Here is a 12,864-nt window from a genome sequence, read left to right on the forward strand (position 1 = left end):
CTCAATGTAGCGAGCAAGATGCTCAATGTAGCGAGCAAGATGCTCAATGTAGCGAGCAAGATGCTCAATGTAGCGAGCAAGATGCTCAATGTAGCGAGCAAGATGCTCAATGTAGCGAGCAAGATGCTCGCACTACAAGGATGAGAATCAACGCCGCATAAATACCAATTATTGATCACGGGGAAAATAGAAATAAATCGCCCAGAGAACCAAAAAACTCATCGCCAGAGTCGGAATATTGGCAAAACTCCAGCCTACTACTCGATAGAGAATAAATCCGAAAACGAATTGCAGATAGAGAAAACTAAACGGGGCATAAGCTGCCAGAATCCAGGCGTCGCGGGGACGTTCTTGAATCGGTTTTCGTCGCAGTAGATTGCCGTAAAATTTAAAAGAACGACTGCGTAAGTTATTAATTACAGTTAAGGCAACAGCGAGATAATAGCCGTCAAATTTAGCCAAAGGATTGAGATTCAGAGCAACAGTGAATAATGCCGCCCCCATTAATAGATAACTGGTGGTAAATAGCCAACTCCCGGATACAGAACCATTCCATAACCAAAGCGCGATCGCGGCAATAATCAGTTGACAGAGAACCCCAGCCGCGACAACCAGAACTCGTTGATATTGTTTGACTAGACAATAGGCATCACTGGTATTTGTATACGCCGCAGGCATCAGGAACATGAAAAATACTCCCATTTCTGAGACTTGCAGATTCAGGTGAGGGACTTGATTGGCATAATGTTTTAGGGTGAAGGCATGACCGAGTTCATGGAGGGAAACAACCAGTAAGGCGAGGAGGATAAAAGGGAGAAGTAAGTTGCTACCTTGTGTGGTGATTAGTTTTTGTCCAATCGCTAAAATTTCCTGGTGTTGGTGCAGTCCAATGATTAAGGAAACCGTTAAAAATAGACCTAATGTGAGAGCAAAATGCTTTGTCCAAATCCAGGACAGGTTCTCAACATGACGGCTTAACCAAGGATCAGGATTAAACAGGGGAATGCGGAAATATAAGAGTTGTAGGGGTGTGAATTTACCTCGGCGGGGTTTCGGGGGTTTGGTTCCTTCTAGCATGGCGGTGGCGGCGAGTTGTTGGAGGAGGATTCGCAGTTGGTTGGGGGGAATGTTATAGGTTTGGCAGATAGCATTGGGGGGGAGGTGTTCGAGGGCGTTAATGACGGTTTTGGTTTGATTGTTGAGTTGGAGAAAGGTTCTATCTTCGGGGTTACGAAGTATCCAATAGTTGTCGGTGTGTTGAATCCATTGCAGGCTGGATTTGAGATGGGGTGAATTGGGATTTTGGTGTAAGGATGGGGTAGGGTTGGGTTGGTTTAGGTGGGAGGGGTCTAGGGCGAGAATGTTGAGGGTGATTAATTTTTGCAGGAGTTGTGTGACGAAATTGGAGGGGAGGGTTTCGCTGAGTTTCTGTTGGATTTGGTTGACGGTATAGTGTCCAGTGAAATAGCGCAGGGCTTGGGCTTCAGTGGGGGAGAATTGATGGTGATGGTGGTTATCTGGGGTGTGGAGGATGAATTGGTTGGAGTCTCGTTGTTGGCTGAGTTTCCAGTAGGTTCTGATATCGGGACAAATCCAGTTGTTATCCATAGTTTGTTGGTTCCGGATAAACGATAAAAATTGCTATATGATTGAAATCAAATGATTCAGGTTGACGCGATGACTGTGGCTCAAGTGAGTAGCAACTATGAAATTGAGATTCCGGTGACGGTTCGAGAAGCATTAAAGCTGAAGCCGGGGGATGCCTTAGAAATCAAAGTCGTGGATGGTGCTGTGGTGATGATGCCCGTTCCCAGTTACACATCTCGCCTGTTTGCCAAGCATCAAAATCTCTGGCGGGGGGTGGATGCTGTTGCCTATATTCGTGGGGAACGGGAGTCATGGCGCGATTAGATGACCTGGATGGGGTTTTGATCGCTCTCGACAGTGTGATTTTCATTTATGCTTTAGAAGGAAATCCAGAGTTTGGCGAACTAGCTCGGAAAGTTTTGGAGATGATTGAGCAAGGGAAGTGCCAGGGGGTTGCCTCTGATTTGGTGCTGGCTGAATTAATGGTTAAACCCTTGCGAGATGGATATCCTGAGATTGCTGAAGAATATGCTCAGGATTTACCCCATTTTCCTAATCTGAGGTTTTGCCCGGTGACTCAGGCGGTGGTGATTGCAGCCGCCCGGTTACGAGGGAATAGCAATTTGGGCTTGATTGATGCTCTACATTTGGCGACGGCTGTGGAAGCTGGATGCAGAGTTTTTCTAACCAATGATGCTACACTTCGTTCTCCCAACGCGGGTTTAGAGATTTGGATGCTTCGAGATATTGAAGATTGATGGATTGAGATCATCAGAAATTGGTGCGTATTCAGGGGAAGGGCGATCGCACGCTGGGGATAGAGGGAATGCGATCGCGTGGGAGTCCAGGTATTTGTAGGGGCGGGTTTAGCTGCTTGATTTTGATTTGTGTGATAACGTTTCAACAAAACCCGCCCTGGCTCAAAATGGAGGTGTGTTTTAGGCGATCGTTCTTTTGATCAGGAATTAGTGCAAACCGGGAGGGAAAGGGCGATCGCGTGGGAGCCTAGGTAGTTGTAGGGGCGGGTTTAGACGCTTAATTTTGATATGTGTGATAACGTTTCAACAAAACCCGCCCTGGCTCAAAATGGAGGTGTATTTTAGGCGATCGCTCTTTTGATCAGGAATTAGTGCAAACCGGGAGGGAGAGGGCGATCGCATTCTGGGAATAGAGAAAGTGCGATCGCGTGGGAATCCAGGTATTTGTAGGGGCGGGTTTAGGCGTTTAATTTTGATGTTTGTGATCACGTTTCAACAAAACCCGCCCTGACTCAAAATGGAGGTGTGTTTTAGGCGATCGCTCTTTTGATCAGGGATTGGCGCAAACCGGGAGGGAAAGGGCGATCGCGTGGGAGTCTAGGTATTTGTAGGGGCGGGTTTAGCCGCTTAATTTTAATGTTTGTGATCACGTTTCAACAAAACCCGCCCTGACTCAAAATGGAGGTGTGTTTTAGGCGATCGTTCTTTTGATCAGGAATTAGTGCAAACCGGGAGGGAAAGGGCGATCGCATTCTGGGGATAGAGAAAGTGCGATCGCTTGTTTTTCGCCAGTTAGTACATCGGAAAAACCTTAGTAGTAGTCAAACCCATTAAAAATTAATATATTTCCTGGGGTTTTGTGCTGAACCGTTGACACGGATTTCAAAATGGAGGTGATTCCCGTAAGAGTTACCTGTATTACCTACATTACCAATGTGAGTACCTGCATTTACTGTCTGTCCAGGACTAACATTGATACTGGATAAGTGTGCATAGCGCGTCTCTAGACCATTACCGTGATCGATTTTGATGTAGTTACCGTAACCATCATTCCAACCACCACGAGCAATGACAACTGTACCGCCCTTGGCTGCTTTAACAGGTGGAGTAGTTCCATAAGTACCTAAATCAATCCCATTGTGCCAATTATCTGCATCCCAGGGTTCATTGCGCTCACCAAATTCACTGGTTACCGGATAACCGGGAAGAGGATGTTGCCAAGATGTAGGTTGGGGTTCGGGGTTAGGAGGAGGTTCAACAGGTGTTCCTGGACCCGTTGTATAACCAACAGGTAAATAGACGGACATCCCAACTTGGAGTCGCGTCGCTTCCGCCTCAGTAAACGTACTACCATCGGCTTTGGTAATTTCCCGCCAGCGGCTACCATCGTTTAAGTATCGCTGGGCAATCCCCCAGAGGGTATCTCCAGACTTAATAATATACTGTTGCTGTTCACCAGGACGGGCGGGAGGTTCATTGAACGAATTGTCGGGGCTACCATTAACAATCGCCGCTGAAATCCACTCATTGCTTCCCTGTATTTTGTACCATTTGTCTGTTGCCGTTCCTAAGCTAGGAAAGGAAATAAACTCACCCGTCGCGACTTGATCAAAGGTAACTATATCACCATAGTTTCGGGTTCCCACCAGAGAATTACCCGTACTCGGGCCAGAGCGAACATTGGCACCGATAGTGGCAATGATTCGACCTGTAAAGGAAGTGGGAGTATTATTATCTCCAGGGTTCTCGCTAGGTGGTGGAGCAGGTGCAGAAACTTCCTGGGGAATCTGAATAGTATCACCTGTATAGATCTGATTGGGGTTAGCAATCCCATTATGTTGAGCAATAAAATTGTAGTAAGTGGCAGAACCATTCCCCATTGTCCGGAGAGCAATTTCCGAGAGCGTATCACCGGATTGAATGGTATAAGGAACCCAGTCATAGTATTTACCCATAAAGGGAGTCGATACTGCCCGTTCCCCTGGTGTAACTTTTCCTTCCCCACTCCAACTTTCAGGAATGAGACTGGAGGGAGCATAATGCGTTTCTGGCTGCGTTGCCTTCGCCAGATTGACAGCCGCCGCCATGTTCAACAACCCTGTACCCGTTTCTGAGTTCCAGTTGGGTGTGCCTAAATCCGTTGCTGTATCCTTGAGAATATCAATCACTTGACGATAACTCAGTTCAGGATTCGCCGCCCAAATTTGCGATGCGGCTCCCGTCACATTGGCAGTCGCTACCGAGGTTCCCGCCATTGTTCCCACACCTTCATCCGTCAACGATAGGGTGGGATTGTCAATTGTCCCCCCGTTAGCCATAATGTCTAAACCATTACCGTAGCTGGAATAGTCACTCCGATCAAATCCTTTCCAAACCGACGTTTCAGGGTCAAACTGTTCGGCTGCACCAACAGTAATAATATTGTCAAACTCTTGAGAGGCTTGTCCCAATGCGGACATCACGCCACCATCATTTCCCGCCGCCACCACTAGCATGACATTATTTTGACGCGCATACTCGATCGCGGATCGTTCTTGAGGCGTAAATTCATAACGAGTGGTAACGTTTCCATCCGCATCAATTTGAGTTAAATCCATACTCAGATTAACCACAGCATTGGGTTGACCCGATTCTTGAGCCGCATCGACAAATTCAACTAATGATTCTGCCCATTTGCCAGAACCCACAGCACGCCCAACCCAAATTGGCGCATCATCATTAATCCCTTCAATGCCAATATCATTATCTTGAGTCGCCCCAATGATTCCTAATACATGAGTGCCATGTTCATTCCCCTCACCAGCTTCCATCAGAGGGTTATCATCGCCATCAATCCGGTCTTGCCCTAAACTGATTCGGCTATAGTCAATATCAGGGTTATTATCACTGAAACCTGTATCAATAATGCCGACTAACGGCTGATTTTCCTGGGGAAACTCATTCTGGACAGGTTCAGCGAGTTCAGGATCTGTTGTGGGTTCGGCGATAATTTCACTGGTGTTAACAGGTTCATCGGTAGCAACATTCGTTGATTCATCAGTTGTGGGTTCGGTAACGATTTCACTATTGTTAACAGGTTCATCGATAACAACATCCGTTGATTCATCAGTTGTCGGTTCGGTGACTATTTCACTCTCATCGACTGGGATGTCATCGGTTGGAGATTCTCCGACTAATTCATCCGTTAATAGTTCACCATCATCAGGCGTATCTGGAGTAATATAAGGTTCGGTATAATCAATCAACGCTTGACCCAAATCCGTCTCCCGCCAATCCTTTCCAGACTCAATCACCTCATCCATTAAAGCCGCTTCACCCGTCGCCCCGCGCACTTGGAAAATAACATCGTTATAATCCCCATCTGACTTCGTATCCACCCGCAAATCTTCCATCACAAAGGTACTTCCATCCCCGGTGACATCGGCAATTTGTCCAGTATGGAAGGCATCTTCTGGATTCGCTGTCGCCATGGAAAATAGGGGACGCGCCGCCCCTCCCACATCGGGATGATCAAACACCCGTTGCACTGTATTATTGGGAACCAGCATAAAGCCAAACTCATCCCCTGGACGCATTTGGACTGTCTGAACTCCCAAATACTCCCCAGAATTTCGGTCACTTTCTCCTAATTCACCAACGAATTTCGCCCCCTCAGTTTGGTCAGATATCACCACATGACCTAACTCCGAATCACTCAACGCACGAGAGGCGGCTTCCTGGATAAATTCTTCTGAACCGGGTTCAAATTCATCCATGCCATCTAAGCTAAAGATAGCCAGTTCGCCTTCATAACCCCCGCCATCAAAGAGGAAATCAATGCTTACTTCCCCAGTTTCACAGACGGTGAATGTGCCAGACTCAAAGGTGGGATTGATAAAGGGAATGTCTTCCAGTTGATCCGTTAACAGTGGCGTTTCTGGCGTCATTTCAGCACTACTATCAGCATCTTCTGGGGTTACATCGACATCCCCATCCGCATTGCTAGAGGTTTGACTTTCCCCGTCTGAGATATCCCAATCCTCACCCAATTCTGGGAGTTCGGGGGTATCAATATCCATTGTTGCTAAGTCGGGTGTCTCATCAATACCATCCACTAAACCACTGGGGGTATACATGGGTTCGAGGATAAAGGCTTGTAGCAATATTGGAGACTTGTCAACCAGGGATTGGTGATGGGGTGGTGATTTCGACCCGAATAAACCATTCCAAAAACTCGTCAGCCATCGGAAAACACTATTGTGCGATCGCGCCTTGGTGCTGGATGCTGGAGACGGTTGAGTGGCTGTCGGTTTGCTTGTCGCTATATCTAAACGGTTCATAGAATTCGTTTCCTTAAAATTACGATAGAGAATTAAGTTCATTAGAACGGAGTTTTTGGCTTCAGAACCCCCCGCAAGGTATCAAGTTCAATCGCCTTATTTCTGGCAGATGGTATCAAAAGGTATCAAAAGGTATCAGAGGGTGATGGTTCTTTCCAGACGCTTCTGGCATCACGTCTCTACAGCCCTCCCCCATCTGCCAGAGGTTCCACCGCAGGAGTCTCTACGTTTCCTTGGCGGTGAAATCTTTCTGTTTACCTGTCATTTACTGGGTCTCTCTTTTTTGTCTATAGGCAGTTTTTTTTACAAAACTTCACACTAACCCCCAGAAAATTTGAGGATTCGACAAAAAATTTTCAATTCTAAGGGATAACTAAGAGTAGGGACAGGTTTGCATCGAATCATGAGGCGCGTTATGACTGAAGAGTTCAACCCGTCAACGTCTGATAACCGCTTACCCGACAACCAACCTGGGGATTTAGAGTCGAGTCATCATCAGACTATCGAGGAACAAATGAGTCAGCTTGTTCAGGAAACCTGCAAGCATCCTCCCAATAGCAACCAGCGACGAAAAGGGTTAAATCAGCTTATTCGGCTGATTCACAAATCCGGTAAGCTGTGGCGGAAATACACGCCTTACTATGAAGATGCGCTGCAAATGATGTGGCAACATCTGTGCCGGAATCTCTGTGAAGCCCCCAGAGGCGGACAGTATGACCCCAGTCGCGGGAGTGTCACAACTTGGTTGAATTGGTATCTTAAGCGGCGGCTGCAAGATTTGCGATCGCAGGCGGAAGCGGAGAAGAAAAGCCGAACTTTTCCTCAATCTGATGAACAGGAAACCCTTAACTTTATCGAAAATATAGCGGCTAAACCTGATATTCCCCCAATTCTAGAAGAAACCCGCCATTGGGCAGAAACTGATCCGGATGGGGAGTTAAGTAGCGTTCATATTAAAGGACGTCCGGATATAACCTGCCAAGTGTTAATTCTGCGTCGCTTACCGCCAGAAACCAGTTGGAAAACCCTAGCCGATGAGTTTAACTGTTCCCTGCCAACTCTGGCTGGCTTTTATAAAAAACAATGCCGCCCTCGTTTGCGACAATTTGCTGAATCTCAGGGGTATTGGTAATTGGTCATTTGTTTGTTTATTCAACTCCCAAACGCGCTATGTCACTCATCCGTGTCCACTTACAACCCCCTCTCCCCCAGCCCCTCTCCCACCAGGGGAGAGGGGAGCAAGAACGAAAGGGTATTCTTTTCTGTGATGCTAGAAGCGTTCTTCTGTGCTGGTTCTCCTTCTTTTACCCCCCGTGCAAAAAAAAGCGAAGCATCCTCTGGCTTCCCCGTGCAAAAAAAGCGAAGCATCCTCTGGCTTCCCCCTTTTGAAGGGGGACGGGAGGGGGATCTAAAAAGGGAAGAGGGGGATCTAAAAAGGGAAGAGGAGGATCTAAAAAGGGAAGAGGGGGATCTAAAAAGGGAAGAGGAGGATCTAAAAAGGGAAGAGGGGGATAAAGGGGGCAAGGGGGGATAAGAAGAGGTTAGGAGATGAGGGTGAAAAGCTTGCCTTTATTTATCGCTAATGTTTAGACATCCTAAAAGAGTTCAGTTTATTTCTAGTTCCCGACTTCGGGGACGGAGTGTAACCTATTATGGCTAACCTGCAAATGCTCAATGAAACAATCTTACCCATGCCAATTACCCGCAAAGCCATTCAGACGGCTGAACAATTTGCGGCGGGAATTCCCAATCCACAAAAATCTGAACAGGTTTATCTGAATACCCTGGCAGTACAGGCGGTGCATGACTATTTGCAATTAATGGGAATTGACACCAACTTGCAGCAAAGTGATAGCTGGAATCCAGTAGTACGGATGTGTGAGGATGTGGCTGATTTGATGGTAACGGGATTGGGGAAATTGGAATGTCGCCCGGTTCTCTCAGAAATCATTAAAGACTTGAAAACACCGATTCAATCCTCCACTGTGCCACTCTGCCCGATTCCCCTAGAAGTGCAGGATGAACGCATTGGCTATATTGTTGTAGACATTGATCAACAGACAAAAAGAGCCACACTTCTGGGATTTACTAAAACGGCGGGAACGGGTGAATTATTCTGGCATCAACTAGAATCAGTCGATGCTTTATTAGACCATCTGGAAACGCTGACACAACCCCAAGTTCGCCTGAGTCAGTGGTTAGAAAATGTCTTTGAAACCGATTGGCAAGATGCAACATCCCTACTGGAAACAACCACCAATCCTTCATCCCCACAGCGCCCGGTTTCTCAGTTGAATTTGGGTCAATGGTTTGAGCAGATTTTTGACGAGGGGTGGCAGGCGATTGAACAGTTCTTTGGCGCTAAACCTAATCTCCAACCCCAATTTCGCGGCGAGTTAGACTCGATAACCCCTAGGGGAGAACGGGGACTGCAATTACTGCCAGAAGCCGATGTGATGCGGGCAAAGTTGCTGGATTTGGGGCTACAATTGGGAACCAAAATGATTGCCCTGCTGGTGGCATTGACTCAGGAAACCGATGGCAGAATTAGTCTCTTTGTGCAAGTCTATCCAGCGATGGGGGAGTCGTATTTGTCCCCTCACCTGAAACTTATTTTACAGTCTGATCCGGGAGAGGTTCTCCAAGAGGTGGAATCGAGAGGTCAAGATATTTGTATTCAATTGCGACCCTTTAAAGTTGAACCCGGAACCCATTTTAGTTTACAAGTGATTTTGGGTGAAATCAGCATCACCGAATCCTTTGTTGTCTGATTTTTTCCCCATTACTGCCATGAGTGAGTTAGTCGTCTTAAATTTAGGACAAGGGGATTTTAATCAGGGATTTCCTTCAGTTACGGCGCGGTTGGGACAACCGGGTAATCTGGGGATGCAAATGAGTGGTTCGTTGCCTCCAGCACCGGAAATTCCGCAATTGTACACGAATTGGCGACTCCTTTATCAGTTACTTTATCGCCAGAATAAACGTTCCCCCATCGAAGTTGCCCCTTCTGGAATTACTAATATTTCTGATGGGGCGTTTGGGGAGATTAGTCAGCGGTTAGAAGCGAGTTTTAATGGGTGGTTGGCGGCGGCGGGATTTCATGGGATTGAGTCCCAATTGAGAACTCAATTAAGTCCGAGTCAACGGGTTCAGATAATTGTTGAAAGTGATAATGATCAGGTCTGGCGACTGCCTTGGCATCTCTGGAGTTTGGCGAAACAGGATTTCCCTTATGCTGAAGTTTGTTTGAGTAGTTCTAACTATCCCGCCCCAATTCAGCAACGGTTTAAGCCTGGGGGGGCGGCGGTGAAACTGTTAGTGATTCTGGGAAATAGTCGCGGACTTAATCTTAAGAAAGATTGGCGTCTGTTGCGACAGTTGCCGGGGGTAGAGGCGACGTTGCTGGTGGAACCGGAACGCGAGGAATTGAATGATCAACTGTGGCAAGCAGGGTGGGATATTTTAGTCTTTGCTGGACATAGCGTTAGTGATGAGAATGCCCAAAATGGACGGATTTTTATTAATCAACATTCACAGCATAATAGTTTAACCATTTACGAGTTACAAGAAGCCCTGAGTCGGGCAATTGAGCGCGGATTACAGTTGGTTATTTTTAACTCCTGTGATGGGTTGGGATTGGTACGAGATTTAGCCGCCGCCCGGATTCCCTTACCGCCAACGATTGCTATGCGGGAACCTGTTGTTGATGCGGTGGCTCAAGCTTTTTTACAGTATTTTTTGCGGGACTTTGCTTGGGGAGAACCCTTTCATTTAGCAGTACGACAAGCGCGGGAACGATTGAAAGGATTAGAGTCTCGGTTTCCGGGGGCGAGTTGGTTGCCTGTGATTTGCCAGCATCCGGCGGTGAAACCGTTAACGTTGCCGGAATTGCGGGGTTCTGGGCAGGTGCCAAGTCGGGTTTCTGATGCTGCTATTTCTCCTAGATTCCGATTATTTCGTCCCGCTTTAAATGGGTTAATTAAGTTGACCCCAATCCTGGTATTTGGCTGTATCAGCAGTTATGTTTTAGCCGGGGCTTGGATAGCTGAGTCTCTGGATCAATTGGGTGTAGACAAGCACAAAAATGGGCAGCTTGGGCAAGCTCAAATTTACTACCGCATTGCTACTTTGTTTAATCCCAGTTATGCCATTCCTCACTACAATTTAGCCTATCTCTGTGATAAAGAATTGCATGATGTGAATTGTGCCTTTCAAGGCTACCAACGGGCAGCGCTACGGGGACTTCCCGAAGGTTATGCACAAGTGGCTCGTTTGCAGATTATTGATGATAACCATAGAGAGGCGTTATCGGCGATTCATCAATGTTTACAACTGACGGACTATGATGCTGTTAAGGCTGCTTGTTTTAAAAATTTAGGTTGGATATTATTAAAGGAAGGAAATTTAATTGCAGCGGAGAAAAATCTGCGCCAAGCGATTGAATTAGAAGTCGATAGCCCACATTCCCACTGTCTATTGGCTCAAGTTTTAGAAGCAAAGGGGAGAGAACAAGCGGCGCTGACAGCTTGGGAGACTACACTGCACTACTCACAACATCGCATTCCCGAACAACATGACTGTATTAGTTGGGCAAACCAACGTTTAGAAACCGGGGGAAATTGATGAAATCTCAACAGTTTATGGCAATAAGTCTAAGTTTACTGGCGACGATTGGGTTAACAGCGCCACGTTGGAAAATGGATATCGCTTTAGCCACAGCCGGGAGACTTGCCAACGGACAAATTATTCAAATTAAAGGTGAGGTACAAATCGAGCGATCGCATGGTAGTATTTTATCGCCAAGTCCGGGAACTTATCTGTATCCCGGCGATCAACTGCTGACAACAAACGGGGCGCAAGTGTTGGTGTACTGTGCGGATTCAACCCCATGGGTGGTATCAGCAGGGGAAACCCAGTTGAATCGCTGCGCCAGGGAAACTGAAGAGGATAAATGTAACAGCAATTTGGTGGATTGTCCCGATCGCGGTGATAAAATTGCTTGGAGTAATGCGCCTATTCCTTACCTGATTAGTCCCCGTCGCACCGCATTACTGACTACGCAACCGACGCTACGCTGGAATCCGGTACCGGGGGCGACGAGTTACACCGTCACGGTAGAGGGGGTGACGCCGCAGGGTGAGGTGGTGGCAAATTGGACAACCCAGGTGAGTGAGACGCAAGTGGTTTATTCGGGGGAATCACCCCTGAATCCCGGTGTTGAATATTTAGCCATCATCCAAGCCAACCCAGGGGCGTCATCCTTAGACGAACCCTCTCGACCGGGAGGACTTCATTTTACTGTACTTGATCACACTCAAGCTGAGATTGTTCGCGACAAAGCCACCGAAATTAGCCAACAAGACTGGGAAGACTCAGCCAAAGCCCTAGCACAGGTTCAGCTATATGCGGAGAACCAACTGATTGCGGCTGCGATCGCGTTATTAGAAGAGTTAGTCGCTACTGGGGTGGAATCAGCCCCGATTTATCGCCGTTTAGGGGAACTCTATTTACATGAGTTGGCGCTAGTTCCCCAAGCTAATACTTACTATACCAAAGCCGTGGCGTTAGTTGATGCCAATGATCTCGAAGAACAAGCCGCCGCATTAGAGGGGTTGGCACAAACCCAGTTGGCATTAGATCAAAACGAGGCTGCGATTCGTTCGTTTAATTTGGCTTTAGATGTCTATCAACGGTTAGGAGATGGGGAACGGGTGAAACAGTTAGAAACCACGTTGGGGGACTTAATTAATGAATGATAATTTTCACATACTCAAATTGTTCCAGACGCGCCATGGCACGTCTCTACCCCAGGATTGTCGCGTTCTTTTTTCTGATTCATGAAATTATGTTTTACAGTCAATTCACGAGTATCGGCAAAGTCAAAGAAGCGTTATTGATTCTCACTGGGGGAAGTGTTTCACCCTCATCCCCTAACCCCTTCTTCCAACCCCCCTTCCCCCTACAAGATACTGCTGGCGAATTGGAAAAACCTAACCCCCCAGCCCCCTTCCCAACCCCCCTCGTTCCCCCCTACCCCCCTCGTTCCCCCCTACAAGAGGGGGGAGGACAGAGGATGTTTCACTTTTTTTGCACGGGGAGGACAAAGGATGCTTCGCTTTTTTTGCACGGAAGGGGGAGCATCAAAGCCCCTCCAAATAAAAAATATTATTCCGCTTCCCTCTCCTTGTAGGAGAGGGCTA

The 12,864-nt window shown here is 47.2% G+C and carries 10 protein-coding genes; 7 read left to right on the plus strand and 3 right to left on the minus strand.

Annotated elements, in window-relative coordinates:
• Positions 1-168 precede the first annotated feature (168 nt).
• The gene (locus RIB93_RS22885; RefSeq protein WP_446375959.1) at positions 169-1,608 is read right to left on the minus strand and encodes a hypothetical protein; all 1,440 of its coding nucleotides are present in this window, start codon (positions 1,606-1,608) and stop codon (positions 169-171) included.
• Positions 1,609-1,659: 51 nt separating this feature from the next.
• On the opposite strand from RIB93_RS22885, the gene RIB93_RS22890 reads away from it, so the two are divergent.
• Both RIB93_RS22890 and RIB93_RS22895 read left to right on the plus strand, forming a co-directional pair.
• Positions 1,660-1,911: an AbrB/MazE/SpoVT family DNA-binding domain-containing protein gene (locus RIB93_RS22890; protein ID WP_446375961.1), complete on the plus strand. Its 252-nt coding sequence runs from the start codon at positions 1,660-1,662 to the stop codon at positions 1,909-1,911.
• Positions 1,899-2,345 carry a type II toxin-antitoxin system VapC family toxin gene (locus RIB93_RS22895; protein ID WP_446375963.1) on the plus strand — a complete coding sequence of 149 codons (447 nt, stop codon included), beginning with the start codon at positions 1,899-1,901 and terminating at the stop codon, positions 2,343-2,345. The genes RIB93_RS22890 and RIB93_RS22895 overlap by 13 nt, the downstream gene beginning before the upstream one ends.
• Before the next feature lie 303 nt (positions 2,346-2,648).
• On the opposite strand, the gene RIB93_RS22900 is transcribed toward RIB93_RS22895, so the two are convergent.
• The gene (locus RIB93_RS22900; RefSeq protein ID WP_446375965.1) at positions 2,649-2,834 is read right to left on the minus strand and encodes a hypothetical protein; all 186 of its coding nucleotides are present in this window, start codon (positions 2,832-2,834) and stop codon (positions 2,649-2,651) included.
• Between the two features lie 341 nt (positions 2,835-3,175).
• Positions 3,176-6,664, minus strand: a complete 3,489-nt coding sequence (locus tag RIB93_RS22905) for a S8 family serine peptidase (RefSeq protein ID WP_446375967.1) — start codon at positions 6,662-6,664, stop codon at positions 3,176-3,178.
• 415 nt (positions 6,665-7,079) lie between these two features.
• Here RIB93_RS22905 and RIB93_RS22910 point away from each other — a divergent pair, with 415 nt between their 5' ends.
• The 5 genes from RIB93_RS22910 to RIB93_RS22930 all read left to right on the plus strand — a co-directional run bounded on the left by RIB93_RS22910 (position 7,080) and on the right by RIB93_RS22930 (position 12,420).
• Complete coding sequence (locus RIB93_RS22910; protein WP_446375969.1) at positions 7,080-7,796, plus strand: sigma-70 family RNA polymerase sigma factor; 717 nt, start codon at positions 7,080-7,082, stop codon at positions 7,794-7,796.
• A 51-nt stretch (positions 7,797-7,847) separates the two neighbouring features.
• The gene (locus RIB93_RS22915; protein ID WP_446375971.1) at positions 7,848-8,198 is read left to right on the plus strand and encodes a hypothetical protein; all 351 of its coding nucleotides are present in this window, start codon (positions 7,848-7,850) and stop codon (positions 8,196-8,198) included.
• A gap of 118 nt (positions 8,199-8,316) precedes the next feature.
• Positions 8,317-9,435, plus strand: a complete 1,119-nt coding sequence (locus RIB93_RS22920; RefSeq protein ID WP_446375973.1) for a DUF1822 family protein — start codon at positions 8,317-8,319, stop codon at positions 9,433-9,435.
• Complete coding sequence (locus RIB93_RS22925) at positions 9,401-11,287, plus strand: CHAT domain-containing tetratricopeptide repeat protein (protein ID WP_446375975.1); 1,887 nt, start codon at positions 9,401-9,403, stop codon at positions 11,285-11,287. Before RIB93_RS22920 ends, RIB93_RS22925 begins: the two co-directional genes overlap by 35 nt.
• Positions 11,287-12,420, plus strand: coding sequence for a hypothetical protein (locus RIB93_RS22930; protein ID WP_446375977.1), 1,134 nt, complete (start codon positions 11,287-11,289; stop codon positions 12,418-12,420). Before RIB93_RS22925 ends, RIB93_RS22930 begins: the two co-directional genes overlap by 1 nt.
• Positions 12,421-12,864 lie beyond the last annotated feature (444 nt).

It is taken from the genome of Coleofasciculus sp. D1-CHI-01 (genome assembly GCF_040218875.1).
GTDB lineage: Bacteria > Cyanobacteriota > Cyanobacteriia > Cyanobacteriales > Coleofasciculaceae > Coleofasciculus.